At 37.7% G+C, this 26,930-nt stretch carries 23 protein-coding genes, 1 pseudogene and 1 riboswitch; of the genes and pseudogenes, 17 read left to right on the top strand and 7 right to left on the bottom strand.

Annotation, left to right across the window (positions count from 1 at the left end; all coding sequences use genetic code 11):
* Position 1: 1 nt before the first annotated feature.
* The 6 genes and pseudogenes from EPL02_RS03970 to msrB all read left to right on the top strand — a co-directional run bounded on the left by EPL02_RS03970 (position 2) and on the right by msrB (position 5,620).
* Positions 2–1,165, top strand: coding sequence for an ABC transporter permease (locus tag EPL02_RS03970; RefSeq protein ID WP_131887011.1), 1,164 nt, complete (start codon positions 2–4; stop codon positions 1,163–1,165).
* Positions 1,166–1,587: 422 nt separating this feature from the next.
* Positions 1,588–2,247, top strand: a complete 660-nt coding sequence (locus tag EPL02_RS03965) for a hypothetical protein (RefSeq protein WP_094911661.1) — start codon at positions 1,588–1,590, stop codon at positions 2,245–2,247.
* A gap of 189 nt (positions 2,248–2,436) precedes the next feature.
* Positions 2,437–2,877 carry a MarR family winged helix-turn-helix transcriptional regulator gene (locus tag EPL02_RS03960; RefSeq protein ID WP_094911660.1) on the top strand — a complete coding sequence of 147 codons (441 nt, stop codon included), beginning with the start codon at positions 2,437–2,439 and terminating at the stop codon, positions 2,875–2,877.
* Between the two features lie 65 nt (positions 2,878–2,942).
* Positions 2,943–4,535, top strand: coding sequence for an MDR family MFS transporter (locus tag EPL02_RS03955; protein WP_094911659.1), 1,593 nt, complete (start codon positions 2,943–2,945; stop codon positions 4,533–4,535).
* 122 nt (positions 4,536–4,657) lie between these two features.
* Positions 4,658–5,182, top strand: a pseudogene (gene msrA, locus EPL02_RS21095) (peptide-methionine (S)-S-oxide reductase MsrA); the annotation flags it as partial.
* Positions 5,183–5,206: 24 nt separating this feature from the next.
* Entirely contained in the window at positions 5,207–5,620 is a 414-nt protein-coding gene (gene msrB / locus EPL02_RS21090) for a peptide-methionine (R)-S-oxide reductase MsrB (protein WP_286175218.1), read from the top strand.
* Between the two features lie 13 nt (positions 5,621–5,633).
* On the opposite strand, the gene EPL02_RS03945 is transcribed toward msrB, so the two are convergent.
* The 3 genes from EPL02_RS03945 to EPL02_RS03935 are packed head-to-tail and all read right to left on the bottom strand — an operon-like array spanning position 5,634 to position 9,407.
* The gene (locus tag EPL02_RS03945) at positions 5,634–6,779 is read right to left on the bottom strand and encodes a GerAB/ArcD/ProY family transporter (RefSeq protein WP_131887009.1); all 1,146 of its coding nucleotides are present in this window, start codon (positions 6,777–6,779) and stop codon (positions 5,634–5,636) included.
* A gap of 11 nt (positions 6,780–6,790) precedes the next feature.
* Positions 6,791–7,876, bottom strand: a complete 1,086-nt coding sequence (locus tag EPL02_RS03940) for a Ger(x)C family spore germination protein (protein ID WP_131887008.1) — start codon at positions 7,874–7,876, stop codon at positions 6,791–6,793.
* Between the two features lie 19 nt (positions 7,877–7,895).
* Positions 7,896–9,407 (bottom strand): spore germination protein, encoded by a 1,512-nt coding sequence (locus EPL02_RS03935; protein WP_131887007.1) that lies wholly within the window; start codon positions 9,405–9,407, stop codon positions 7,896–7,898.
* A gap of 236 nt (positions 9,408–9,643) precedes the next feature.
* On the opposite strand from EPL02_RS03935, the gene EPL02_RS03930 reads away from it, so the two are divergent.
* From EPL02_RS03930 to EPL02_RS03915, 4 genes are all read left to right on the top strand, one after another.
* The gene (locus tag EPL02_RS03930; RefSeq protein ID WP_131887006.1) at positions 9,644–11,299 is read left to right on the top strand and encodes an alkaline phosphatase; all 1,656 of its coding nucleotides are present in this window, start codon (positions 9,644–9,646) and stop codon (positions 11,297–11,299) included.
* Between the two features lie 355 nt (positions 11,300–11,654).
* Entirely contained in the window at positions 11,655–12,386 is a 732-nt protein-coding gene (locus EPL02_RS03925; RefSeq protein WP_256993351.1) for a LytR/AlgR family response regulator transcription factor, read from the top strand.
* Positions 12,387–12,476: 90 nt separating this feature from the next.
* Positions 12,477–15,497, top strand: a complete 3,021-nt coding sequence (locus EPL02_RS03920; protein WP_165932505.1) for a PAS domain S-box protein — start codon at positions 12,477–12,479, stop codon at positions 15,495–15,497.
* A 70-nt stretch (positions 15,498–15,567) separates the two neighbouring features.
* Positions 15,568–15,670: riboswitch (yybP-ykoY riboswitch) on the top strand.
* 99 nt (positions 15,671–15,769) lie between these two features.
* The gene (locus EPL02_RS03915; protein ID WP_094911651.1) at positions 15,770–16,582 is read left to right on the top strand and encodes a TerC family protein; all 813 of its coding nucleotides are present in this window, start codon (positions 15,770–15,772) and stop codon (positions 16,580–16,582) included.
* A gap of 381 nt (positions 16,583–16,963) precedes the next feature.
* Here the strand turns inward: EPL02_RS03915 and EPL02_RS03910 are convergent, their stop codons facing one another.
* The 3 genes from EPL02_RS03910 to phaQ form a co-directional block, all read right to left on the bottom strand.
* Entirely contained in the window at positions 16,964–17,158 is a 195-nt protein-coding gene (locus tag EPL02_RS03910; protein WP_094911650.1) for an alpha/beta-type small acid-soluble spore protein, read from the bottom strand.
* Between the two features lie 143 nt (positions 17,159–17,301).
* A complete protein-coding gene (gene phaP, locus EPL02_RS03905; protein ID WP_094911649.1) occupies positions 17,302–17,814 on the bottom strand; it encodes a polyhydroxyalkanoic acid inclusion protein PhaP in 513 nt (170 codons plus the stop codon).
* Positions 17,815–17,986: 172 nt separating this feature from the next.
* Positions 17,987–18,415: a poly-beta-hydroxybutyrate-responsive repressor gene (phaQ, locus tag EPL02_RS03900; RefSeq protein WP_131887004.1), complete on the bottom strand. Its 429-nt coding sequence runs from the start codon at positions 18,413–18,415 to the stop codon at positions 17,987–17,989.
* A gap of 382 nt (positions 18,416–18,797) precedes the next feature.
* On the opposite strand from phaQ, the gene phaR reads away from it, so the two are divergent.
* The 6 genes from phaR (at position 18,798) to EPL02_RS20765 (ending at position 23,374) form a co-directional block, all read left to right on the top strand.
* The gene (gene phaR, locus EPL02_RS03895; protein ID WP_094911647.1) at positions 18,798–19,331 is read left to right on the top strand and encodes a polyhydroxyalkanoic acid synthase subunit PhaR; all 534 of its coding nucleotides are present in this window, start codon (positions 18,798–18,800) and stop codon (positions 19,329–19,331) included.
* Positions 19,332–19,409: 78 nt separating this feature from the next.
* Positions 19,410–20,153, top strand: a complete 744-nt coding sequence (locus EPL02_RS03890; RefSeq protein ID WP_094911646.1) for a 3-oxoacyl-ACP reductase — start codon at positions 19,410–19,412, stop codon at positions 20,151–20,153.
* 85 nt (positions 20,154–20,238) lie between these two features.
* Positions 20,239–21,327 (top strand): class III poly(R)-hydroxyalkanoic acid synthase subunit PhaC, encoded by a 1,089-nt coding sequence (locus tag EPL02_RS03885; RefSeq protein ID WP_131887003.1) that lies wholly within the window; start codon positions 20,239–20,241, stop codon positions 21,325–21,327.
* Between the two features lie 204 nt (positions 21,328–21,531).
* The gene (locus EPL02_RS03880) at positions 21,532–22,941 is read left to right on the top strand and encodes a TrkH family potassium uptake protein (protein WP_286175217.1); all 1,410 of its coding nucleotides are present in this window, start codon (positions 21,532–21,534) and stop codon (positions 22,939–22,941) included.
* Between the two features lie 101 nt (positions 22,942–23,042).
* Positions 23,043–23,204, top strand: coding sequence for a hypothetical protein (locus EPL02_RS20770; RefSeq protein ID WP_094911643.1), 162 nt, complete (start codon positions 23,043–23,045; stop codon positions 23,202–23,204).
* Positions 23,201–23,374 (top strand): hypothetical protein, encoded by a 174-nt coding sequence (locus EPL02_RS20765; protein WP_165932504.1) that lies wholly within the window; start codon positions 23,201–23,203, stop codon positions 23,372–23,374. Before EPL02_RS20770 ends, EPL02_RS20765 begins: the two co-directional genes overlap by 4 nt.
* Before the next feature lie 40 nt (positions 23,375–23,414).
* Here EPL02_RS20765 and EPL02_RS03875 read toward each other — a convergent pair whose 3' ends face one another.
* Positions 23,415–25,184 carry a B12-binding domain-containing radical SAM protein gene (locus EPL02_RS03875; protein WP_094911642.1) on the bottom strand — a complete coding sequence of 590 codons (1,770 nt, stop codon included), beginning with the start codon at positions 25,182–25,184 and terminating at the stop codon, positions 23,415–23,417.
* A 218-nt stretch (positions 25,185–25,402) separates the two neighbouring features.
* Between EPL02_RS03875 and EPL02_RS03870 the strand changes: the two genes are divergently transcribed.
* Positions 25,403–26,920 (top strand): nicotinate phosphoribosyltransferase, encoded by a 1,518-nt coding sequence (locus EPL02_RS03870; RefSeq protein WP_094911641.1) that lies wholly within the window; start codon positions 25,403–25,405, stop codon positions 26,918–26,920.
* Positions 26,921–26,930 lie beyond the last annotated feature (10 nt).

The raw sequence follows: 26,930 nt of genomic DNA, 5'->3' as shown, positions 1-26,930 counted from the left end.
CATGATTTGGCATGTATATATAAAAGAATTACTGGATTCGTTACGCGATAAGAAAACCATTTATCTCAGTGTATTGATTCCAATGGTCATGAATATAGGAATGTTACATTTTGTAGACTCGTATGGTTCAGGTAAAGAAGATAAATCAATTACAGTGGCCATTGGTGAACAAGCTGACGGGCATGTTACTAGTTGGTTAAAGCAGGATAAAAGTATTGAAGTTATGAAAGTTGAAAATCCAGTACAAGCGGTTGAAGAAGGAGAAGCTTCTATTGCAATAAGGGCCAGTCAAAATTTCTCTGAGCAAATGACAAACTTAAATTCTCCCGAAATTACGTTATACAGTGATCTTACAAGTGGGAAAGGAGATGCTGCGAATGCCTATGTAAGTGCACTATTAGAACAGCAGCAAAAAGGCTTAGTAAATGAACAGCTACTGGAATTAGAGGTGGATAAACGAACGCTCTCGCCGTTTGTAATCAAAGCAAAAAATGTAAATGGTGAAGATAGTTCACTTGGAATGGTTTCTATGTTTGCTCCTCTTCTTATTATTATGACGATTATAGCAGGATGTCTCCCTTCAGCAAATGATATGTTTGCTGGTGAAAAAGAAAAAAATACGATGGAAGCTTTATTAATGACACCAGTAAAAAAAATTCATCTAATTATAGGAAAGTGGCTAGCTATTTCAACACTTGGCATGGTAAGTGGTATTCTGTCTTTAGTGACATTTATCGTATTTATTCAATATTTTACGAAAAATTTGGGAAATGCATTAGATCTGTCCAGTCATTTGGGGATATTTAGCCTTTCATTATTTCTTGGCATTGTATTATTTTCCTTACTAGTAGGCATGATACTATCTATTTTCAGCCTATTAGCAAATACGGTTAAGGAAGCGCAAAACTATGCTTCACCTGTTCTTATGCTTGCATTCATTCCATACTTTCTATTGGTGGGTACATCCATTAACGAATTTACTAACATTGATTTTCTTATACCGGTTTATAACGTATATGCGCTTATTAAACAGCTACTATACGGTGTATTCGACATAACAAGTATAGGGCTTGTCACGATTAGTATTGGAGTAGTAATTGCCTGTTTGTTTGCGGTTGCGAATATTTTATTTTCAAAGAGTAAATGGGTGCTTGGTAAATCTTAATAAAGTCTAGGACATAAGTGTTTCAGTCAATGATATATGGGAACTGTTAGAGGTGAAATCCAAGCAATTCAGTTTTTTATTCAGAAAACAAAATTAAAAAAGAATGCAATGGAGCGTAAGACACTCGACTCCTGCGGGAATTAGAGGAAAGGCTGAGACCCCGCAGCGAAGCGAGGAGGCTCAGGTTCCTCCCCGCGGAAAGCGAGTGGCTGTAGCGCAATGAAATGCACTTACTCTTACACCTAACTTGTTTAGAAACTTCATGCTTCATCTTTCTAAAGGAATCATTTCGTGATGTCTTATTCTCTATTTTGTTGAATTCCCACTTTCTTTGCCGAATCCCTTCTAGTTTTGTCACGAATGAAGGGAATCTTTGTTTCGTAGCGAAGTTGCTAGTATAACAAGAAGATGGAGGGATTACGATGGCAATAAAAACGCTTGACGTGGCCAAACAGTTAGGAATTCATCCGAGTACGGTTTTAAAATGGGCAAAGCTTGCAGAAATTGATATTCAACGAAATGATGCTGGACACTGGGAGTTTACGGAAGAAAATGTTATAAAGCTTGAGGAGTTTAAGAATAATCGGAATCGACAAGCGATCGTGAAAGTAGTTGATGCAAGCGATGATCGTATTGAGCAGCTTCAAAAGCAAATGGATGAACTTTACGATAAGTGGTCAGCTCATGAAGAAGTAGCAGCTTCAATAGCAGCTGATGATACGGACAATCAAAAGCTACAAGATGTAGAAGCTCAGGTAGCTGTACTGCAAGAAACGCTTAAAGCCTATCAGTCCGTGAAGAATAAAGTAGTGGAAGAGCCTAATCAAGAAATGCAGCGTCAAATTGACCAGCTATTAATGCGCTTGATTGAAAATGAAAAAAGAACTGAAGAAAAGGCAGGAGAAGTGGTAACGTTTCAGCTTCTTGAGCACCGAAAAGAGATTGATCAGTTAACGAAAAAGATGACAAAGCTCCAAGCAAAAGTAGAGGAGTTGGAAACACGCTTAAAAGACAGTCAGTTTGCAGCTGCGAAAAAGCCTCCCAAATGGCGAACGTTTTTAACAGGATTATTCACGTATTAGACATGCTTACGCTTATTGCAAGCATGTTTTTTTATGGCTTTTTTTCTGAAAAAAGAAAATACTATGTTTTAAGAAGTTTTATCTTGACGATATGCATGTTTATTTGATAAAACTATTTTAGTTAACTAAGTGAAATAAATATTTTATTAACTTTTTAATCATATAACAATAAAGAAAGGAGCGTGCGTAGTGAAAGAACGTCATGAGCTTCTCCATGAAATGGAGTTGTTGTTCCGCAGCGTATTTCGTCAGCTTCGACAAGAAATTAACAGCGTATTTGATTCGGAGTTATCAACTAATGCCTTTATGATTCTTCGCATGTTAAGAAATGGAGGTCCTCAAAAATCAACCGATATTTCAAAGCACCTACAGGTATCAGCTAGTCACATTACAGCTTTGACGGATTTGCTTTTATCTAAAGGGTACGTGGAACGAAAGAAGTCAGAGGCGGATCGAAGAATTGTTGAAATTGTCATTACTGAAAAAGGGCATGCTATATTTGAGGAAATTGAAGCAAAAAAAAGAGCGTACTTTTTTGAGCGGTTTAACGATTTTACAAATGAGGAAATTCAAATTATGAACACATTATTTCAAAAAATTGATCGTTCTTCGGAACGACAGTCAAACTAAGAGATACGTATGCCATAAAAATGATTCACTAGGTGAATTATTTGGTTGCCGAAAGGAGTAGACATATGGAACATTTAGAACATCGAAAAAAAGTAGCCATTATGATTGCAATTATGTCAGCAATGCTGTTTACAGCCGTAAACCAAACGATTGTAGGTACTGCATTGCCACGTATTATTGCTGAGCTACAGGGAATTGAATATTATAGCTGGGTATTTACAAGCTTTATGTTAGCTTCCAGTATTACAGCTATTCTAGTAGGGAAACTTTCAGATATTTACGGGCGTAAGCCGTTTATTTTAACAGGGATCGGTATTTTCATTATCGGTTCACTATGTGCAGGGTTTTCAAACACGATGATTCAATTAATTATCTTCCGCGCTGTTCAAGGTCTTGGTGGAGGTTTAATTATGTCGACTGCATTTACAGCAGTTGGAGATTTATTTACGCCGCGTGAGCGCGGTCGTTGGCAAGGGTTACTAAGCTCAGTATTTGGTTTAGCCAGCGTATTTGGTCCAACGCTTGGAGGTTGGATTGTTGATAATGCAAACTGGCACTGGGTTTTCTGGGTATTCTTACCGTTTGGTATCGTTGCATTTGTTTTAATTTGGATGCTGTTTCCAAGTGTTGAAAAACGAGAAGGTGAAAAGGTCGACTATGCCGGTTCACTATTCTTAACAACAACAATTGTACCGCTACTATTAGCGTTCTCATGGGCTGGTTCTAAGTATGATTGGGTGTCAACACCAATCATTAGCTTATTTATTGGAACAATTGTTTCACTAGCTGTTTTCATTATGGTTGAACGAAAAGCAAAAAGTCCGGTATTACCGCTGCACTTATTCCGTAACAATATCTTTACGCTATCAAACGTTGTTGGATTTATCTTAGGTGCTGGAATGTTTGGAGCAGCGATGTACATTCCGTTCTTCATTCAAGGTGTTATTGGTCGTTCTGCAACGGCGTCTGGGTTAATTATGATGCCAATGACGCTTGCAATGGTACTTGCAAGTACGCTCGGCGGACAGTATATTACGAAAACAGGTAAGTATAAAGGGTTAGCAATCATTGGTTTAGCCATCATGTCAGCTGGAATGTTCTCACTTTCAGCAATGAATCAAGATTCAACGTCAACAAATGTAATCATTAACAATATTCTAGTTGGTTTAGGATTAGGAATGAGCTTCCCAGTGTTTACGCTAATTATTCAAAATGCTGTTGAACAGCGCTATCTAGGTGTAGCAACAGCATCTAGTCAATTGTTCCGTCAGCTTGGTGGTACCGTTGGAGTTGCGATTATGGGAACAATGATGAACTCACGTATGTCTAGTCACATGACAGAAGAAGTAAGCGGAGCATCTGTACCTCCTGAATTAGCTTCCAAGCTTCAGGGGTTAGATCCACAGGTACTAATGGACCCTGCGCGTTTAGCAGAAATTCAAAAGCAGGTACCGGCATCTATGCAACAAGCATTTGATGGCTTTGTATCTATTCTTCGTGAAACATTAAGCTATTCACTAACAGGTGTTTATCTAACTGCTGGTTTTATTGTTGTGACGGGTGTAGTTCTAACGTTCTTTATTAAAGCTATTCCGCTTCGAATGAGTCAGCGCACAGATGAAAAAGAAAACGAAGGACATGAAAATAAAGCAGGATAACCGAAGAGGAAGCTTCATAGCTTCCTTTTTTTCTGTACATAATAGTCGTTGAAGCAAGATAGTTGGTGTCTTAATTAATCAGTCGTATAATAAACATAAATACTTAAGAGGAGGTCTTCTCGTTGACACAATCTAACCATCAATTAGCCACGTTTGCTGGAGGCTGCTTTTGGTGCATGGTAAAGCCGTTTGACGAACAGCCAGGCATTCTGAAAGTCGTATCGGGCTACACTGGAGGCCATACTGAAAATCCAACGTATAAAGAAGTATGTTCAGAAACAACAGGGCACTATGAAGCGGTTCAAATTACGTTTGATCCCCAAGTGTTTTCATATGAAAAATTATTGGAGCTTTACTGGCCTCAAATTGATCCAACCGATCCAGGAGGGCAATTTGCTGACCGCGGAGACTCTTATCGTACGGCTATCTTTTATCATAACGATGAGCAAAAGCAGCTAGCCGAAGCTTCAAAGCAACAGCTAGAAAAGAGCGGCCGTTTTTCAAGCCCTATCGTAACTCAAATTTTACCTGCAAAGCCGTTTTATGAAGCGGAAGAGTATCATCAAGATTACTACAAAAAGAATAAATTTCGCTATTCAATGTACCGTCGAGGTTCCGGACGCGATCGGTTTATTAAAGAGAACTGGAAAGATACCGGTCGAGATGAAGAGTTGAAAAAACGCTTGACGCCAATTCAATACGAGGTAACACAAAACGATGCAACCGAACCTCCATTTCGAAATGAATTCTGGAATCATACAGAAGAAGGAATCTATGTAGACATTGTTTCTGGAGAACCACTCTTTAGCTCACGAGATAAATATGACGCGGGGTGCGGATGGCCTTCCTTTACCAAGCCTATTAACAAGGAAGAAGTAAAGGAAAATATGGATGTTAGTCATAATATGGTTCGTACGGAAGTGCGGAGCAAAGCTGCAAATTCACATTTAGGCCATGTTTTTGAAGATGGTCCGACAGAAGCTGGAGGGTTACGCTACTGCATCAACTCAGCGGCTCTTCGATTTGTCCCTAAAGATAAGCTAGAAGAAGAGGGATACGGTGAGTATGTAGCGCTATTTAACTAATAAAAAGAGTGGGTCACGATGAAGGTGACTCACTCTTTTTTTGAGGTTCTTGCCGTGGTTCAGGTGTTCGTTTGCTTCCTTTTATTTTCGAACGAATAATGCTGAAAATAAATAGAAAAGGAATATAAAGATAAATAACGTATGTTCCTACTTGGGAAACGGTGTTATTTAAAATATCAATGTTTTTTCGATTGTCAAAGAAAATTGAAAAAGCTAATAGCATTATCATAAATGCTAATAAATAAATAGTAGATTTTCCGCGAAACGTCCGTCTCATCCCTCGAACGCTGCACCATAAGGTTGTACAAATTGCTGGTAAAACAACAAGAAGCCATAACGAAATTACGATGTATTCAAATCGTTGGATAAAGGGAATCTCGATTATTTTAGCCATTGTAAGCGTCGGCCAAATCGTTTTTAATAGCTGTCCTTGACTAAAATAAACAAATGTTACAATCGTTAAAAATGTATAGAGAATCGTTGTAAATAAAAGACCAGCTTGCCCCCACTTGTGACTAGAGGGCCCATTTTTAATATAGGGATAAAAAAATAAAATCGATTCAAACCCCAAGTAGCTAAATGTCATTGTTTTAAAAGAAGTAAACAACTCACCAAAGCTATGATCTAAAATCGGTAAGATATTGTTTACTTCACCTAACGACAGTGGATAAAATAATGAAAAAAATAAAGGTAATGGAAGAATCACCCCAAAGAATGCAATACCTGTAATGACGCGAAAACCACCTGAAATAATGTAATAAATCAGGGGAAGATAGATCAGTGAAATACTCCAAGTGGTTAGCTGCGGGAACATCCAGACCTGTAAAACTTCAATATATGTTCGATAAATTGTGATTGCAAAAGAGAAAAAGTATAGGCATAAAATGATATTAAAGAGATTGCCAATCCATTTTCCGAAATACAGGCGGTGGATTTCGATGACATCCGTATTTTCACGTTTTAGTACATAAAAGCACATCCAAAACAGAATAGAAACGGCTAAGCCAGAGGCAATGACTGAAATCCAAGCGTCATGTCCGGCACCTTTCACGATGTATCTTTGAAACCCTAGCAGTCCAACCCCTACTTGAACAGAATGAATTAAAAAGAACAGAAAGGACGGAGAGACTTGAAATTGTTCTTTCACGTTGTTTTCCACTTTGTTCCCTCCTATTGACTGATACCTGTTTGAACTAAATTTACATGCGCTTTTACATGGATATCCATATCTGAATAGTTTTCTCTAAAGCGTTGGCTGTTAAAGTTGCGCGTACGGCTGCGAACGTAATCTGTAAAGCAAATTGGGTCAACGCCTAATTTTTGAAGCTTTTTAATTAGATTATTGCTATCCTTCTCTAAGTTTGAGGTTAACTTTTCTTCAAGCATATTGATATTAGAGGGTGTTGTTAAACTGAGCCACTGTGGAAACTCTTTTACAAGGCCATCAATGTGTAAATGTACAACAATGGTAGGGTTCTGGCGGTTCCCTTTTAATGTATACTTTGTTTTAGTTCGGAGATTTTCCAAAATGACTTCTCCTGAATGTCCCTCGTGTTTGATATTCATTGTATAGCGACCGTGTTTTGTCCCATCCAAGAGTAGCTTCAGTAAAAAGGTCTCTTTCATATCAATTGAAGAAATGTATTTTTCATTTTTAAACAATGCAATTCCTTCTAATTTGATTGCATCTTTTTCTTGGGATAACAGCGGTAAAAAAGGATCGCGATCGTCGCTGAAAAAGCTAAATAAGAATGTTTGTAAGTTAGTTCGTGGCAGGTTTTCAGTTTCAATATTCTGGTCAATTAGATTTGAGATAAACTGATAATCCTTAATTTTCTTTCGCGTAACAGAGCTTAACATTTCATGTGCCTCACCATCTGTGATGGCTACTTTAATAGTACGTCCTAAGTCGGGATTTCGAGCGAGCGTATTGACTAAATCTCGCATTCCATGTTTGGCATAGTCTTCACCAATTATGACGCTACGTAGCTGACCAAATGCCAAAGGAAGTGAAGACTTTATGTTTAAGTGAAGAGGGATATCAAAAGAACTATCACCTTTGGCTGCAATGATGCTTGGTTCCTCCGTTGGTCCATATTTAAAAATAGGGTATAAAACGGTTCCTCGAATCTTGTCTTTGTCCTCATCGTAATCGTATCCAATTGCATTCACTACTTGGATTTCATCAATTATTTCTCGGTCGGCACAGCTGATTAGAAAGAGGCTACAACAAGCTATGACTATTAATTTTTTCATTGTTGTATATCCTCCTTGGTTACTCTCGGTCTAGATTTTGTTTCTTTTTTGATTTTTCAGGATTGTAGCGGAACCAGCTTAAAGGTCTTAAGTATCCAGGGCGCTTTGCCGTTTTGCTATATGGAAGTCTAAGGAACGTATCACGTTGGCTTTTTGTCCGAAATGGATAGACGGGAACCAAATAAGGCATACCAAGGGATTGTAAACGAAGTAAATGAACAATTAGGTAACAAAAGCCAAAGATAATACCGACAAGTCCATACAAGGCTGCAAACAGTACAAAAGGGAAGCGCAAAAGTCGAATCGTATTAGACATTTTAAAAATTGGGGTTGTAAACGATGCGAGCGCAGTTAAAGAAACAATGATGAGCAAGACGTTACTCGTTAAAGCAGCTTCAACGGTTGCTTGCCCAATAACAATTCCCCCAACAATCCCAAGCGTTTGACCAACCTTAGAAGGTAGTCTTGCTCCCGCTTCTCTAAGCAGTTCGATAGTAATTTCTAAAAATAACACTTCTACCACAGGGGGGAAAGGGACATTCGTTCGTGAAAAAATAATCGGTCCCAGTAAATCCTTTGGCAACATTTCGTAATGATAGGTAACAACTGCAACATATAGCGGCGTTGCAAAGATAGAAAAGAATACGCCAAACATTCGAATTAAGCGAAAGAATGAGCCTAGCACCCACGGTAAATAATAGTCTTCAGGTGAAATAAAAAAATCAAGCAGCGTGGATGGTCCCGTCACTGCGTAAGGAGAACCGCTTGAGAAAAAGGCAACTTGGCCATTTAGCAAGGTAAACAATACGCGGTCTACTCGCTCGGTTGTTAGAAACAAAGGAAAGGGCGTATTCGAATTATCTGAAATGAGCTGTTCGAGCATGGTGCTGTCAAAGATCACGTCAAAGTCAAGAGATTCTAAACGCTGTGTCATGGTATCCACGTGCTGGGGATTCGTTACGTTTTCTAGGTAAACAATTACTACCCGTGTTTTGGACTTTTGCCCGACCGTAATCTCTTTGAACACTAAATGCTCAGAAATCAACGTTTTTCGCATGAGATATAAATTAACATCAAGATCTTCTACAAATCCGAGCTTTGGACCTACGACGCTAAATTCATTTTCAGTTTCATTCTCTGTGCGAAATCCCGTATCAAAACTTTGAACCTTAATTAAAGCAACTTCTCTGTCGTTTGTATGAAGCTGAAACATAACGTATCCTCGAAGCATTTTTTCCAAAATTTCTTGAGTATCTTTAGTGATAGAGATATCTTCAATCGGTAATACGTTTTCGACTTCGTTGACGTTTGTTAACGTAAAGTCAATGAGCTGAATAGGCTTTATAATTTTATCTTCAACGCTTTGCATCTGGACGAGCTGTTTAAAGTACGTAATGACGTATTTCTTATGCTGAGCTCCAATAGCGAGCGTTGTAAAATCACTGGATTTACTAAATTGCTCAATAATTTCATTTAGCGTTTTCTGTGGTTGTTGATCAGCATTTCTCTTTTTAAATAAACTCTTGAACATAAGTATGCTCCTTATCATCAGTCCTCATCTGTTATTGGTAGTTTGTTCATGTATTTCCTTTTTATGCGATGAAACTTTTCTTCTGAAGGATTAGTGCATTTGTAGGGTTTATGGGCTTGTAAACAGGTATTTACGCGATTTTAACGAATCTTTACATTGCCATAAAAGTGCATTTACAAAAAATTGTTAGATTTAAGCATGTAGAAAAAAGAGCGATACGAAGGGAGCACGATGAAATGAAAAAGAAATTATTAGGGGCAACGCTTGCTGGTGCTGTAGCACTCGGTTCTTTTGGATTAGGAAATGCATTAATGGAAACTGAAGCGAAGGGGCCAAAAGAGCAGGAGAAAAAACCAAAAAACGTTATTATGATGGTAACGGACGGAACAAGCTCAAGCACAACAACATTAGCAAGATGGTATAAAGGTGCACCTCTACATATGGATCAGTTAATGGCTGGAGGGGTTCGCGCTTATTCAGCTGAATCAGCAATTACGGATTCAGCACCAGCAGGAACAGCATTGGCTACTGGTAATAAATCTAACTCTGGATATGTAGGAGTGCTTCCTTCACTTGTTACAACACCTGGTGTTGAACAAATAAAAGAAGAAGACAAGTACCGCCCAGTAGCAAATGTTCTAGAAGGAGCAAAGCTATCTGGAAAAGCAACAGGAATTGTAGCAACTTCTGAAATTCAACACGCAACGCCAGCTGGTTTTTCAGCCCATCATCACGATCGTAATAACTTTGATGTACTAGGTGAGCAGCAAGTGTACCAAGGCATAGACGTTGTACTCGGTGGTGGTAAGCAATCACTTGTCACAGGAGAAGGTAGTAAAAATCGTAAAGACGGTGAAAACTTAGTTGAAGTAATTGACGAAAAGGGCTATGATTTTGTAGAAAATCGCGATGAGTTATTAAAATCAAAATCAGATAAAATTTGGGGTTCATTCTCAGATTCAGCGCTTGCTTACGAAATGGACCGTAAACAAACAAAGCCTCAAGAGCCGACAATTTCAGAAATGACGGATAAAGCACTTACTACGCTTTCAAAGGACAAGGATGGATTTTTCTTATTCGTTGAAGGCAGTAAGCCAGACTGGGCGGCACATGCAAACGATCCTGTTGGAATGGTAAGCGACGTGTTAGCTTTTGATAACGCAGTAGGAAAAGCAGTCGAGTTTGCGAAAAAAGATAAAAATACAATGGTTATTGTTGTATCAGATCACGGTAATAGCGGTATTTCAATCGGAAGTAAAAATACAGATAAAAACTATGATACAACGCCTGTTTCAGCGTACATTGACCCGTTGAAAAAAGCGAAAATGACGTTAGAAGGCGCAATGGGCTCTCTAAATAAAGACTTATCAAACAAAGAAGAAGTGGCTGCTTTATACGGTCTAGACAACTTAACGGATGATGAAAAGAAACAGTTAGATGCAGCGAAAGATAAAAATGCAATTGGAGTAACATTATCTAAACTGCTGGCAAATCGTGCAAACCTAGGCTTTACGACAGGTGGTCATACGGGTGAAGACATGTTCTTGTATTCATACGGAGTAGATCGTCCTGTGGGGCATTACGATAATACTGATCTTGCTAAGCATATGGCAAAAGCAATGAATTTCGACTTAGATAAACTAACAGATGAGCTGTTTATTGAAGCTACAAAAGCATTTAAAGGTGCTAACGTAACAGTAAATAAACAAGATCCACAAAACCCTGTATTAGTTGTAAAATCAAACAAGCGTACGGTAGAGTTTCCTGTTAACAAAAATATTGCGATTGTGGATGGGAAAGAAATTGAAATGAATAGCGTGGTCGTGCAAGATAAAAACGGTCGCTTCTTCGTATCAAAACAAGCAGAAGATATTGTGAAAAAAGGGAAATAAGCGTTTGAAATATATAGCTCACCGGAAGTGAATTCTTCTGGTGGGCTTATTTGTTTTTGTTTCATCTCTTGTTAATGGTTAAAAAGACCTATATAAAAATACAGTTTTTAGGCATTCCTTTATGCATAAGTGGAAGAAGTGTAGTATGATAGACTTGGTGTATGAATTGATTAGTTCATTTCTCATATATATGTTGTTACGGTTATATGCTACACTTTTGATATCCAAATACTTACTAAATTTGAGAGAAACTAGCGAGGTTTTTCTCCTTAGCATAAATGTTCATTTTTGTTTTTAATTTAACGGAATAGATAATGTAAAAGGATTAGAAAGAATGTTAGAAGGAGCGACGTTTGTGAAAGTATTAATTGCAGATGATAATATAGATTCAATTGAAATCTTAGAATATTTTATTTCTCAGGTACCTGGCTTTGATGTCATTGGCTCTTGCAGGGATGGTGAAGAGTTAATTCAGCAAGTAATGGTACAAAGTCCAGAGCTTATTTTGGTAGATATTAATATGCCGAGCATGAGCGGATTAGAAGCTGTGAAAGAATGTTTGAAGATTAAACCAGATTTACGCTTTATCTTTATAACAGGGTATGATCAGTTTGCGGTTGAAGCTTTCGAATTATCTGCTCTTGACTATATTGTTAAACCGATTGAAAAGCAACGGTTATATGTAGCATTAGAGCGCGCTAAAAAAACGCTTGCTAAACAAGAAAAAGACAATTCAACTAAATCAAGAGCAAAGCGATTACCTGTTAAATTTAACGGATCTACTTACTATATACCAATTAACGAGATTGTTTTTATTGAAAAATCAGGAAAGAAATGTTTAATATTCACACAGTTGAGAACATATGAAACATATGAAAACATCAGTGATATTTATATGTATTTAGATCCAAACGTTTTTAGCCAAACGCATCGATCTTATATTGTTAATCTGGAAAAGGTCTCTCATATTACTCCTAGAAATGAAACGTACCTAGTCTACTTTTTGAATTTTGATGAATATGCTCATATCTCGAAATTGAAAATTCAAGAAGTGCAAAAGCAGCTCCATGATCTAATGGTCAATTAACAGTTGAATTAAATACACTTGCACGTAACAGCAGGCGAGCCTTTGAAACGGTTCGTCTGTTTTTACGTCTTGCTTATGAGAGAGGAGAGAATGACTCTGGAAGGTAATTACAATTTATTTACCGTTTTCCTGGCAATAGTAGTAGGCATTTTATCTGCCTATACAGCCTTAGATTTAATTGAGAGAAGCAGTAGCTCACCGCGTCCTCAAAAAAAATGGGTATTGATGTCAGCTTTGTCCTTTGGGTTAGGTGTGTGGGCGGTACAAGTTATTGGCTTACTCTCTTACTATACGCCTATCACGTTTCAAATTAATATGTGGATGTTGATTGCTTCATTATTAGTAGCCTTTCTAGGAAGCTTATTATCCTCTTGGTTATACATGATAAAAAAAATGTCCATCATTTCAGGTATATTAATCGGCATAACACTTTTGATGACGCACTATATACTTCTTTTTTCATTAAAAAGCAACATAGCACTTCAAGTTCAACCATGGGCCAGCTTGCTCAGTGCCACTATTTCATTTGTGCTAGGTGCGTATATTGTTCATGCTTGGTTTTATGTGAAAACGTTGGAACAAAACCAAATGATGAAGGTAATGAGCTCAATCGTTACGGGCTGTGGACTTGCAGCTATGCATTACATTCACTTAGCGGGTTATTCATTAAAGGAAGGTACGTTTATTATTAGGCGATGGGGGCAGTTTTTGCCATACCAAGAACCGTTTGCCGGGTTGGTGGCAAGTGTTACCCTTACAATTCTTATTTTATTTTTGTTAATTGCAGCTTATAAAAAACATGCTGAGTCGCACACAAATATGATAAAAGAAGCATCGTACCGTTCACTATTTAACTATAATCCAGATATCGTATGCTCTATTAGTGTTAATGGATTTATTAACGTAATGAACACAAAGGGAAAAGACGTCACTGGGTATGCTATGCATGAAATGGAACACTTACCTTTTCTGATGCTTTTTCCACCTGATGATGCAGAGCGAATTCAACACTTTTTTCAACAATCGCTCGATGGAACGTCTGTTCATTATGACGCAACGTTGATTAAGCAAAATGGAGAAAATATTTATGTAGAAGTTACTCAAATGCCCATTATCGTAAACGGTGAAAGCCACGGTATATATGTGATTTTAAAAGATATTACAGAAAGAAAAGTCGCTCAAGAAGCATTGTGTACTTTACAAAGTGAATTAGCATTAACAATGAACCAGCATGATGGGGTCATTTTTAAGCTAAAAAAAGTAAATGGTAAGTTTCTATATACCATGTCTGAAGGAAAATTGAAAAAGGGATTCGGCTTGGATACTGATGAGATGGTAGGCAAAGCAATAGACATGTTTTTAGAGGGAAAACAGCTACAAGAAAAGCATAACCTATATGAAAAAGTATGGAATGGCCAGGCACTATCATATGAAGGATTTTTCAGAGGGATCCCGTATTATGAAACACTCACACCCGTTATAAAGGGCGATCAAGTTGTTGAAATAATTGGTAACATGATTGATATTACCAATTTGCATCGTGCACAAGTACAGCTTGAAAGAAGTGAAGCTATGTATAGATCCGTGCTTTCCACTATGACAGAAGGAGTTGTGTTTCATAATTGTGAGGGAGATATTGTTGCGGCGAATGAACATGCAGCAAGTATCTTAGGGATGAGTTATGATGAATTTTATCAAATAAACACAATGAATTTAGCATGGAGAATGATTCACCCAAATGGTGAAATCTTTCAAAAAGAGGATATTCCATCTGTACGATGTTTAAAAACTGGAAAGGCAGTTGAAAACGTTGTAATGGGAATATGGGTGACACCGCATAAGCTTATTTGGCTTTCAATTAATGCGCAGCGTTTGTCTGAAAATGAATACCATGAGGGCGTTGTAGTAACATTTAAAGATATTACTAAGCAGCGACAGCAAGAAGTAGAACTGTTGCAAATAAATAAGCGGTTAACAATTGCAAAAGAAGAAGCAGAAAAAGCTAACCAAACTAAAACCGAATTTTTGTCAAAAGTGAGTCATGAGCTAAGAACACCCCTCAATAGTATTATGGGCTATACGCAAATTTTAGGTGATCAGGAATTGCCTCCTATACAAACAGGGCATGTTCAAAAAATTATGAGGGCAAGTCAGCATTTGTTAAATTTAATTAATGAAACAATGGACCTGTCTAAAATTGAAGGTGGGCACGTTTCATTAAATATGGAGTCTCTATCTGTTCAGCAGGTGTTAGAAGAAGCTTATAAAACAATGCATCCTATTGCCTTAGAGCATAATATGAACCTGACGCTTTTACAACAGCAGCCAGATGTATACGTGTATGGAGATAATCTGCGCTTACAGCAAATCCTGCTTAATTTGCTCACTAACGCAGTTCGCTATTCTAAGCCTTATGGGAGTATTAAATTGGCTTTCAAGTCTGATGAGCATGTTGTAACGATTTATGTAGAAGATGAAGGCATCGGCATTTCATCATCAGAAATTCAAGATATTTTCAAACCTTTTTATCGCTCCAAATCTGTTATGATTGACGGAACAGGTATCGGCTTATCACTAGTTAAACAACTGGTGCTAATTATGGACGGAACATATGGAGTAGAAAGTGTAGAAGGAATAGGTAGTACGTTTTGGGTTCAATTTCCCGTTGTAAAAGCTTCTGACAAGAGCCCTTCAATAAAAGAGAAGTCAGTGTTACAAAGCATAGCTTCCATAGAGAAGGCTAGCGTGCTGTATATCGAAGATTACGATGAGAATATTGAACTCATGCAGTCAGTACTAGCTCCTTATAACAACGTTGAGCTATTTATTGCAAAAAATGGACGTCAAGGAATTGAAGCTATCCAAACGATACATCCAAAGGTAATTTTACTTGATATGAACTTACCAGATATATCAGGTGAAGAAGTAGTAAAAGCAATCAAAAGCCAAGATCAGTTAAAAGACATACCTGTGATCGCAGTTACCGCTAATGCCCTACAGGGTGATGTTGAAAAAGCAGTAAGTATGGGGATTGAAGAGTATATTACCAAACCTATTCATATTGAGACATTTTTACACAAGTTAGCACGTATACTGAATGTAAAGAAATAAATAACTGTTTTTCATTGACAAGTTGGAAAAAGTTACGTATTATGATAATAACTTAATACACTTACTTCATCTAAGGAGTAAAGGGGAGTAGCGTCAGGGAAACCTGAAACAAAGTCGTCATTCCATGGATTGTATCCATCGGCTTTGTTGGCATAACGAATTTATTTATGCTTAGCAAGACCTTTGCCATATTTGGCAAAGGTCTTTTTGTGTTTTCTTTGCCGAATTAGGGAAAAAGATTAGTAAGAGAGAGAAAAGAGAGGAGAATGTTTATGGATGCATCATTGTTATTAGAATATGGGTGGGTGCTGCTTGTTCTCATCGCCTTAGAAGGAATTTTAGCTGCTGATAATGCGCTTGTAATGGCGATTATGGTAAAGCACTTACCGGAAGAGCAGCGTAAAAAAGCATTGTTTTACGGGTTAGCGGGAGCATTTATTTTCCGCTTTGGTTCACTATTTGCGATCTCATTCTTAGTAGATGTTTGGCAAGTGCAGGCAATCGGAGCAGTGTACTTATTGTTTATTGCAATAAATCATCTCGTAAAACGCTATTTGAAAAAGTCAAAACATGATGAAACAGTTACAAAGGAAAAAAAGGGTTCAGGTTTTTGGATGACTGTTTTAAAAGTAGAGTTAGCAGACATTGCGTTTGCAGTTGATTCAATTCTTGCAGCGGTTGCTCTAGCCGTCACGCTTCCTAATACGCCACTACCTAAAATTGGTGGATTAGATGGTGGACAGTTCGCCGTTATTTTTGCAGGTGGATTAATTGGATTAATCATTATGCGTTTTGCAGCAACGTGGTTTGTGAAATTATTAAATCAACGACCAGGCTTAGAAACAGCTGCTTTCTTAATTGTTGGTTGGGTAGGGGTCAAATTAGCAGTCTATACGCTTGCTCACCCTGAATTAGCAATTATTGATGAGCATTTCCCAGAATCAAAAGGATGGAAGCTTTTCTTCTGGATCGTACTGATTGCAATTGCTGTTGGCGGTTGGTTCTTATCCAAGGGTAAAAACCAGAGTGAAATTGAAGGTTCAGATGATGCACAGGATGCGTTGAAAAAAGTAGATCATCAATAATAAAATAGGCTGAGACATAAGTGTTTCAGGTCATAATCAATCCGAACTATTGGGAGTTAACGACTCTTTTATAGTTCGGATTTTTTTCTAATTAGGAAATTCATTTTAGACGATTAGTGAAGTGCAGCGTAAGACACATAACTTCCGGGGAAAACAGAGGAAAGACTGAGGCCTCTCGTAGCGAAGAGGCTCAGAATCCTTCCCATGGAAAGCGAATTTTTGGAGCGCAATGGAACGAACTGGTCATAAAAACCTGATTACTTTAGAAAAGTGATAATTGGTCTTTTGGAAAAAAACATTGCGTTTTGTTTCAGTTTTTTTGCATTAGAAAAGCAGGTGCCTAAAACACCTGCTTTTAGCCATATTATGAAGTTGTTAAAATTATTTGTGTTGCCCGCTTAAATGAGCTTGAGCTTGTTGTACTAGACGTTTTGTAATTTCGCCACCAACTGATCCGTTGCTACGAGCAACCGTATCAGAACCTAACGTTACTCCAAATTCTTGAGCAATTTCTGCTTTGTATTGATCTAAAAATTGTCCAACGCCAGGAACTAACAATTTATTTGATTTAGCCATGGTTTCATTCTCTCCTTTTGTTAAAGTTCAACGAATAATCATCGTTGTAATCGTAGTATGTACTCTTGGTTTATTAGCATACTGGTAATGGTTTGAAGGAGATTAAAAAAAGCCCAACTTCAGAAGAAGTTAGGCTTTTTGTTTTATTTTACAACTGCATATTGGTCAACTGATTGAGCAAATGACTTTTGTAGAGATTTTACTTGCTCTACGTATGCATCAGATACTTGTTGAAGCTCTTCACGCGTTTTCTTTTGCTCTTCTAGTAGCTGTGTAATAACTTGGTGGTATTGCTCTTGAGCTTGTTTCACCATTGTATAACCAGTTTTGCTTTGGTTTACAGATAATGATTGTAGCTTGCTTAATGCTTCACTCATACGATTTGTCCACTCTTCGTATGAGTCTGCCACTGCATTGCCTGCAGTTCTGCGTAAGTTTTCAACTGTTCTTTGCTGAAGATTTTCAAGCTCAGCCTTCCATTGCTTATCAACTTCTTGAAGTTGTTCAACGGCTTTTGACACAAACTCTTGTTGTTGCTCTAAAGTTTTTAACGTCCATAGCTCAACTTGTTTATTTCCTTCAGCGATGTTTTCTAGTCCTTTTGTCCATTGATCCCACATTGCATCGATTACTGTTTCATACTTTACTGTTGCCATAATCAAATTCCTCCTCGGTTGATTGGCTTGCGAACAGAATAGATTTATGAAACGTTAGAGATGTTTGTCGTAGATGTAAGGCTTAACATTTCAGCTAGCTCGCGAAATAGCCGTTATTTTTATATAAGGAAACGTAGCGTCAAACTACGTGACTCCTTTTGTACATGTAAAATTACTTTTGATTCTCATCTTTTTTTGTACTTGAGCTGAATGGGAAAAACATGTCAGTATACATAGAAAAGAATGAATCCAGCATATTTTGATATTGCTCTAATGATGAAGCCCACATCGTTAAGTATTGCTCGCCAGCTTCCGTTAACGAATAGATACGTCGAGCTGGCCCTTCAGCAGATGTATCCCACTGTGAAGTAATGAGATTATCTTTTTCAAGCTGTCTTAAGGTACGATATACGTTCCCTTGATCGACTGATGTAAAGCCGAAACTCATCAGCTGCTGAATTAGCTTATAACCATGTAAATTCCAACCCCGAAGGCTCAGTAATAAAAAAGGAACCATAAAGTTTTTTGGTGCACCACTAATGGATTTTTCAAGATTAGCGGAGTTTGAAGCAGAGGCGTTATCTTCTTTACTTGTACTCAAGTTAATCACCCCTTTTTGGTAATTTGTCTCTATATGTGTAATTTACACCTAGGTGAGATAAAAGTCAATCATTCCCTTGGTTTTTTTTAGAAAACGACAAAAAAACCAAGAGTTTCGACAATTTCTGTCAAAACTTTTCAAAAATCATCAAAGATTGGGAATTGTTTATCATATCAAACAACTCTATAATAGTATACGTAAGATATTTTTAACACTTTTACATTTTGTTGGCGCAAGTAGAAAACAAATCAAACAATAGTAAGCGTTCTTATTGATGATAATGATTGCGTTTACTTCGTGCTTCCTAATATGTACACAGGCGTTTTCGCCATGAACATATTGAAAGCCATCACTTTTAATTACGTGGAAAGGAGATGGAAAATTGGAACAGCAAAAGATGTTAGATCCGTTTCAAGCATGGAAAGACGTATATGACAAAACTGAATCTTACTGGGGAAAAGTGATTGGAGACAACATGAACAGAGAAGAGTTCTCTCAAATGATGGGAAACGTTCTGAACATGAACCTTCAGTATCAACAAGCTATTAACGAAGTAACAGGGCGCTATTTCCAACAAGTAAACATTCCAACAAAAGAAGACGTAGCAAACGTAGCTACACTTGTCATTAACGTAGAAGAAAAAGTAGAGGCGTTAGAAGATCGTTTCGATGATCTTGAAGACAAGCAAGATAGCCCAGCTTTCAAGCGTGAAGTAACTAAGCTGAAGTCAGATGTGAAGTCATTAGACAAAAAGCTAGATAAGGTATTATCACTGCTTGAAGAGCAGCAAGACACGCAAACTGTGCTTCAAGAGTTAATTCAAGAACAAATTAAAGAGCAAGGTGAACAGCTAAAAGCAGAGCTTTTAGACCAAGTAAAAGCAGAGAAACAAAGTGAGCAACAGGCTCAAAAGTAAGACAAGGGGACAAGTAAACACATCATACTACTGTTTATGTAGAACAATTACAATTGATGAGACCAGGGGGAATTTTTGATGACAGAATTACAAGGTAAAGTAGCAATCGTAACAGGTGGATCTAAAGGAATTGGAGCGGCTATTACACGTGAATTAGCATCACAAGGTGTTAAGGTAGCTGTAAACTATAACAGTAGTAAAGAATCTGCAGAAGCTATTGTCAATGAAATTAGAGAAAATGGCGGTTCAGCAATTGCTATTCAAGCAGACGTATCATATGCAGATCAAGCTAAACACCTTGTTGAAGAAACAAAAGCAGCGTTTGGCCAGCTTGATATCTTAGTAAATAACGCTGGTATTACGCGCGACCGTTCTTTCAAAAAGCTTGGAGAAGAAGATTGGAAGAAAGTAATCGATGTTAATTTACATAGTGTGTATAACACAACTTCTGCTGCTTTAGGTGACTTAGTAGAAGCAGAAGCAGGCCGCATCATCAACATTTCATCTATTATCGGTCAAGCAGGTGGATTTGGACAAACAAACTACGCAGCTGCAAAAGCTGGTATGGTAGGCTTTACAAAGTCGCTGGCACTTGAGTTAGCAAAAACAAACGTAACGGTTAACGCTATTTGCCCTGGCTTTATTGAAACTGAAATGGTAATGGCAATTCCAGAAGAAGTACGTGCTAATATCGTTGCGAAAATTCCAAAGCGCCGCTTTGGTCAAGTAAACGAAATTGCACGTGGCGTTGTGTACTTAGTTAAAGACGGAGCTTATATTACAGGTCAACAACTAAACATTAACGGTGGCTTATACATGTAATTGTTATTTCATATAAAAGTAGCCCTGACGTTTTGTCGGGGCTGTGCTTTTTCGTTCATGATTAAAAAGAAAGGTGGATGTTTTCATGGCAACTCCATATATCCAAGAATGGGAAAAGTTAATCAAATCAATGCCTAGCGAATATAAAAGCTCAGCTCGACGCTTTAAGCGTGCTTATGAAATTGTCACAACGGAAGCAGAGCCAGAAGTAGGGTTAACGCCAAAGGAAGTAATTTGGAAAAAGAATAAAGCGAAGCTGTATCGTTACACCCCAACTCAAGAAAGATTGCACAAAACGCCAATTTTACTTGTATATGCTCTTATTAATAAGCCATATATTCTTGACTTAACACCTGGCAATAGCCTAGTGGAATATTTATTAGAGCGTGGCTTTGATGTGTATCTGTTAGACTGGGGTACACCTGGCGTAGAAGATAGCGGCATGAAATTGGATGACTATATTATGGATTACATTCCGCGCGCTGCAAAAAAAGTGCTGCGCCATTCAAAAGCACCTAATTTATCTGTGTTAGGTTATTGTATGGGCGGTACGATGACAGCAGCGTTTGCAGCATTACATGATGAATTACCAATTAAAAACTTGATCTTTATGACAAGCCCGTTTGATTTTTCAGACACTGGTTTATACGGCGCATTTCTAGATGAACGCTACTTTAACTTAGATAAAGCTGTTGACACGCTAGGTAATATTCCACCTGAAATGATTGATTTTGGTAATAAAATGCTAAAACCAATTACGAATTTCTATGGTCCTTACGTCACGCTAGTTGACCGTTCAGAAAACCAGCGTTTTGTTGAAAGCTGGAAGCTTATGCAAAAGTGGGTAGCAGATGGCATTCCATTTCCTGGCGAAGCATATCGTCAATGGATTCGAGATTTTTATCAGCAAAATAAGCTCATTAAAGGCGAGTTAGAAATTCGTGGACAAAAGGTTGATCTAAAGAATATTAAAGCTAATATTCTTAATATCGCTGCAAGCCGAGACCACATTGCAATGCCGCATCAAGTGGCTGCGCTAATGGATGCTGTTTCGAGCAAAGATAAAGAATACAAGCTTCTTCAAACAGGACACGTTTCGGTTGTATTTGGTCCAAAAGCAGTAAAAGAAACATATCCAACAATCGGTGATTGGCTACAGAAGCGTTCAAAATAAGCGTTTTTTAATAAGCAAAATATAATCAAAATAAAAGCTGTACGTGTGGTGGTTTTCTTGCACGTGCAGCTTTTATTATTAGTGCGAAACAGAACTTTATATACTGAAATTTCCGTTTGGTAATGACAACGGTCGTTTGTTCTTTTATACTAAATAAAGCTATCTCTTCTTTTAATAAAAAAGAAAATCATACATAAGGAAGAAATATTTAAAAATAAGGGAAAGCTATTATGTATTATAAAAAAAGGAATGTCTATCATGCGTCGAAATTGGAAACACCGAATGAGGCAAATGTCCTCAGCACAAATTATTGTCAGCTTTTATTTGACGGCAGTGACGGTTGGTTTTTTACTTTTAAGCATTCCAGCAGCACTAAAGCCAGGCATGGAATTAGATTTAATTAACCGTTTATTTATTGCCGTTAGCGCTGTAAGCGTAACAGGCCTCACACCTGTTTCAACAGCCGAGACGTTTAGCACATTTGGATATTTTGTTTTAGCATTTATTTTTCAAATAGGTGGAATTGGTGTTATGACACTGAGTACATTTATTTGGCTTCTAATCGGAAAGAAAATTGGTTTGAAAGAACGTCAATTGATTATGATGGACCATAATCAATCCAAGCTATCTGGACTCGTTAATTTAATGAGAAATGTACTACTGCTTATTTTTGCCATTGAAGCAATTGGAGCCTTAGTATTAACGATTCACTTTCATCAATATTATTTAGATTGGAAAGAAGCATTTTTACATGGCTTTTTTGCATCTGTAAGCGCAACAACAAACGCTGGATTTGATATAACAGGAGCGTCTTTTGTTCCTTATGCTAACGACTATTTTGTTCAAGTCGTAACGGTACTCTTAATTACGCTAGGCGCAATTGGATTTCCGGTTCTAATTGAAGTAAAGCACTTTTTCTTAAAAAGGAAAGAAAAGCGTAAGTTTCAATTTTCTCTTTTTGCCAAATTAACGTCTATTATGTTCTTAGCGTTATTAGCTGTTGGCACTTTGTTAATTTTACTTTTAGAACACAATGCATTTATGGAAGGTAAGTCTTGGCATGAAGCATTCTTCTATGCCTTCTTTCAATCAGCAGCAACCAGAAGTGGTGGAGTAGCCACGATGGATGTTAGTGAATTTACGTTACCGACGCTGCTAATTATGAGTGCCATGATGTTTATTGGAGCATCTCCAAGCTCCGTTGGTGGAGGAATTCGGACGACTACGTTTGCTCTAAACATTTTATTTTTATTTTATTATGCAAGAGGAAGTAAAACAATTAAGATTTTTAGACGAGAAATTCATGAAGATGACATTACTAAATCTGTAGCTGTTTCTATGTTCGCTATTATTATCTGTTCCATCTCTGTTATTATTTTAACAATCACAGAGCCATTTTCTTTAACAGAAATTATTTTTGAAGTATGTTCAGCATTTGGAACGACGGGATTATCAATGGGAATTACTAGTGGTTTATCAGATATAGGAAAAATACTTATTATTATTCTAATGTTTATCGGTCGGATTGGAATGCTTGTATTTATTCTAATGCTTCGTCGTCCAAAAACAGAACCGGATTATCATTATCCAAAAGAACGCATTATTATTGGGTAATTTATTGTGCGTTTTAACAGGTTTTACTGCTCATAAGATCTATGCACTTGCACAAGCTAGTATAGAGCAAATGCTTATAATCTTATGAGGAGGTTATTACAATGGCAAAACGCAAAGTAGCGCATAATCCAGCACAAAAAAATAATCAAACGCCAAAAGAAAGCTTACCTGATACAGAATTTTCAGCTGAATATGGCAAAGAAGACACATATAAAGCAGCAAATCGTAATTCAAAGCATGGAAAGCAAGGACAAAGCAAATGACGAAAAAAGATCATAGACACCTTGCCCATTCCAAAGAAAAGCAAACACAGCTTTTACAAGAGGAGTTTGGACCTGAAATGGGTGATCCAAACGCAGCTAAGCTCTTAGAGATGGCTGAAATTGCAAAAGCTGAAGAGAAACATAAGAAAAAGCCAAAAAAGAACTGTTAAAAAAAAAGACCTCGATATGCATATCGAGGTCTTTTTTTAATTAGCTTACTACTGGTAAATCAAAGGCTTCAACGGGGGCGGTAAACAACTTCGTTTCGTTTGCCTTTTGGTCATAGTAGAACAAAACTAACGACTGCTTTTCTACAACTTTTCCAGTGTTTTTGTAGTATGCGTAGTCAAATGGAAGAAGCTCAAGAACGGTATGCTTGTAAAGTTCCTTTTCCGTTAGGTTTTCATGAACAAAATCATCGCCTAATACGGTCGGGTTTGCAAGCATTTGCTGATAGTAATGAGAGCGAACTTGCTTATCTAACTTATCATCCCACCAAGGCTTACGAGGTTTATGTTTTTGATTAAATAAATAGTCAATCTTCATAAAGCCTTCAATGATTGCTTCATTCTCAAAGTTTTCCGTTTCAATATATTGTTTTAAGCGTTTAAATAAATCTTCAAGTTGATGTCCAATACGTGCCCAGCCCATCTCATCCCAAAATGTACCAAAGTTTTGGAAGAAATCAAATGGCGTTTCGTAACAATTCTCCACAAGAAACTCAATTGTTTCATCCATACGGTGATCATTCCAGAATTTCTCTAAGATATCCTCAACGTGCTTAATACGAACAACATCAGAAAACGGCAGAACGTTATTACTTAAGATTTCATATGGCGACTGATCCATAAACTGATAGTTGTAGCGCTGTGCACTAAGGCGTAAACCTGTCCCGCGAAGCATCTTTAAGAACCCGAGCTGAAGCTCTTCTGGACGCAGAGCAAATACGTCATTAAATGTATTTTTAAACGAATGGTAGTCTTCATCAGGAAGGCCTGCAATTAAGTCTAAGTGCTGATCAATCTTACCGCCATCTTTAACCATGGTCACAGTACGAGTAAGCTTTGTGAAGTTTTGCTTACGCTTTACAAGCTCGTTTACAGCATCGTTTGTTGACTGAACACCAATTTCAAAGCGGAACAGTCCAGCTGGTGCATGGTCATTTAAAAACTGAATAACTTCTGGACGCATGATGTCCGCTGTAATCTCAAATTGAAACACCGTACCAGGTTTATGCTCATCAATTAAGAACTGAAACATTTCCATAGCATAGCTTCGGCTGATGTTGAACGTGCGGTCCACAAATTTGATGGTCTTAGCACCGTTATCCATTAGATAGCGAATGTCTTCTTTGATTTTCTCACGGTCAAAGTAGCGCACGCCTACTTCAATAGAAGATAAGCAGAACTGACAGCTAAACGGACAGCCACGGCTTGTTTCAATATAAACAACACGCTTAGATAAAGAACTACGATCTTCTTCAAAGCGGAACGGTGAAGGCATTTCGCGAAGATCAATTTTGTTGCGCTGGGGATTCACTACGTGTTTTCCATCTTGTCTAAACGCAACGCCGCTTACGTTCTCAAACTGACGGTTTCCATGAAGCTCATCTAAAAGTTGCTTGAACGTTTCTTCTCCTTCACCAATTACAATGAAATCAGCTTCCGGGATGCGATCTAACCAGTAGGGAATATCATATGTTACTTCCGGTCCACCGAAAATGATTGTTAGGTTTGGGTTGATTTTCTTTAACATTTGTGCGACTGTAATCGTTTCTTCAATGTTCCAAATATAGCAGCTGAATCCAATGATATCAGGATTGCGCTTATATAAATCCGTCACGATATTCATCGCTGGATCTTTAATCGTATATTCAGCCATCTCAACGTGATAGTCAGGTTCTGCGTAGGCTTTTAAACATCGAAGGGCCAAAGATGTGTGAATGTATTTGGCATTCAATGTACTGACAACAATGTTCATGTAAAAAGGCTCCTTTATTTAACATAATCTTAAACCAATTCACTATTGTAGCACATTTAACAGGTAAAGTATAAAAGTGATAAGAAATCCTCTTTAGAAAATTAGCTTTTCTAGTATCTGTTTATTTATTTAAATGAGGGAATGTATTATACTTACTCTATTGTAAAGAGGTTTACACAAATATAATGGAATTGTAAAAAATGTTGGGGGTACGAATGATGAGCAGGCGATATGCTGACGATAGCTTAGCTTTACATACAGATTTGTATGAGCTAAATATGGCCAATACATATTGGAAAGATGGAATTCATAAACGCAGGTCTGTATTTGAAGCTTCGTTTCGTCGAATGCCTTTTGATAATGGCTACGCAGTCTTTGCAGGACTAGAACGAATGATTGACTTTATCGCGAATTTTCGATTTTCAGAAAGTGATCTCGACTATTTATCCAGTGAGTTGCACTATGAAGATGAGTTTATTGATTATTTAAAAGGAATTCGTTTTACGGGTAACGTAAAATCCGTCGTAGAAGGTGAAATGATTTTTGCGAATGAACCTATTCTGCAAGTGGATGCACCGTTAGGAGAAGCACAGCTTATTGAAACACCACTGTTAAACATTTTAAATTTTCACCCGTTAATTGCAACTAAGGCTTCTCGTATTCGCTTAGCAGCTGGAGAAGATGCGGTGTATGAGCAAAGTGATAATCGCTTAATGGAATTTGGGGCAAGGAGAGCTCATGAGCTTGATGCAGCGTTATATGGAGCGAGAGCAGCTTATATTGGAGGATTTGATGCAACAAGCAACGTGCGAGCAGGAAAAGTGTTTGGCATTCCCATCTCTGGAACTCATGCTCATGCGCTTGTACAAGTGTACCGTGATGAATACACTGCATTTAAAAAGTATGCTGAATCTCATCAGAACTGCATTTTCCTTGTTGATACGTACAATACGCTCAAGTCAGGAATTCCAAATGCAATTCGCGTTGCTCAAGAGATGGGGGATCGCATTAATTTTGTAGGTATTCGTTTAGATAGTGGAAAGCTTCCGTATTTATCTCAGGAAGCACGACGAATGCTAGATGAGGCAGGCTTTCCGAATGCGCGTATCTTTGCTTCAAATGATTTAGACGAACATAGCATCATGGACTTAAAAGCGCAAGGAGCAAAAATTGACGGTTGGGGTATTGGCACAAAGCTGATTACTTCATATGACCAGCCTGCGCTTGGGGCAGTGTATAAGCTTGTATCAATTGAAGGCGAAAATGGGGAGCTTGTCGATACCATTAAGCTGTCAGATAATCCTGAAAAGGTATCAACGCCTGGATTAAAGGACGTATATCGTATTGTTAATCAAGTAAATGGGAAATGGGAAGGCGATTATATCGCCATGCAGAATGAGCAGCCAAATGATGAGCATCACTTAAAAATGTTTCACCCTGTTTATACCCATGTAAGCAAGTTTGTTACAGATTTTCATGCGCGTAACATTCATCAGCAAATCTTTAAATCAGGGAAACTAGTATATAAACAGCCGTCAGTGGAAGAGATGAGAGCGTATTGCTTACAAAACCTTAATCATTTATGGGATGATTATAAAATGATTGCCAAATCCAATGAAGAAGTGCTGCGACCAACTGAATATCCTGTAGATCTTAGCACAAATTGTTGGAACAACAAGATGGATAAAATCAATGAAGCGCGTTCTAGAGCGTCTCAGCTATTAACTCATGTATAACAATTAGACA

It is taken from the genome of Bacillus sp. CBEL-1, from assembly GCF_004348885.1.
In the GTDB taxonomy this organism is placed as follows: Bacteria; Bacillota; Bacilli; order Bacillales; family Bacillaceae_H; genus Priestia; species Priestia aryabhattai_A.
Note: the sequence above shows the minus strand (reverse complement) of the source record. Positions and strands in the feature narration are given on the sequence as shown.

Excerpts from the sequence above, each read along its gene's own strand:
- EPL02_RS03970 (WP_131887011.1), top strand. The coding sequence starts at position 2 with ATGATTTGGCATGTATATATAAAAGAATTACTGGATTCGTTACGCGAT.
- EPL02_RS03965 (WP_094911661.1), top strand. The coding sequence starts at position 1,588 with ATGGCAATAAAAACGCTTGACGTGGCCAAACAGTTAGGAATTCATCCG.
- EPL02_RS03955 (WP_094911659.1), top strand. The coding sequence starts at position 2,943 with ATGGAACATTTAGAACATCGAAAAAAAGTAGCCATTATGATTGCAATT.
- EPL02_RS03940 (WP_131887008.1), bottom strand. The coding sequence starts at position 7,876 with ATGAAAAAATTAATAGTCATAGCTTGTTGTAGCCTCTTTCTAATCAGC.
- EPL02_RS03935 (WP_131887007.1), bottom strand. The coding sequence starts at position 9,407 with ATGTTCAAGAGTTTATTTAAAAAGAGAAATGCTGATCAACAACCACAG.
- EPL02_RS03930 (WP_131887006.1), top strand. The coding sequence starts at position 9,644 with ATGAAAAAGAAATTATTAGGGGCAACGCTTGCTGGTGCTGTAGCACTC.
- EPL02_RS03920 (WP_165932505.1), top strand. The coding sequence starts at position 12,477 with ATGACTCTGGAAGGTAATTACAATTTATTTACCGTTTTCCTGGCAATA.
- EPL02_RS03915 (WP_094911651.1), top strand. The coding sequence starts at position 15,770 with ATGGATGCATCATTGTTATTAGAATATGGGTGGGTGCTGCTTGTTCTC.
- EPL02_RS03910 (WP_094911650.1), bottom strand. The coding sequence starts at position 17,158 with ATGGCTAAATCAAATAAATTGTTAGTTCCTGGCGTTGGACAATTTTTA.
- phaP (WP_094911649.1), bottom strand. The coding sequence starts at position 17,814 with ATGGCAACAGTAAAGTATGAAACAGTAATCGATGCAATGTGGGATCAA.
- EPL02_RS03890 (WP_094911646.1), top strand. The coding sequence starts at position 19,410 with ATGACAGAATTACAAGGTAAAGTAGCAATCGTAACAGGTGGATCTAAA.
- EPL02_RS03885 (WP_131887003.1), top strand. The coding sequence starts at position 20,239 with ATGGCAACTCCATATATCCAAGAATGGGAAAAGTTAATCAAATCAATG.
- EPL02_RS20770 (WP_094911643.1), top strand. The coding sequence starts at position 23,043 with ATGGCAAAACGCAAAGTAGCGCATAATCCAGCACAAAAAAATAATCAA.
- EPL02_RS20765 (WP_165932504.1), top strand. The coding sequence starts at position 23,201 with ATGACGAAAAAAGATCATAGACACCTTGCCCATTCCAAAGAAAAGCAA.
- EPL02_RS03875 (WP_094911642.1), bottom strand. The coding sequence starts at position 25,184 with ATGAACATTGTTGTCAGTACATTGAATGCCAAATACATTCACACATCT.
- EPL02_RS03870 (WP_094911641.1), top strand. The coding sequence starts at position 25,403 with ATGAGCAGGCGATATGCTGACGATAGCTTAGCTTTACATACAGATTTG.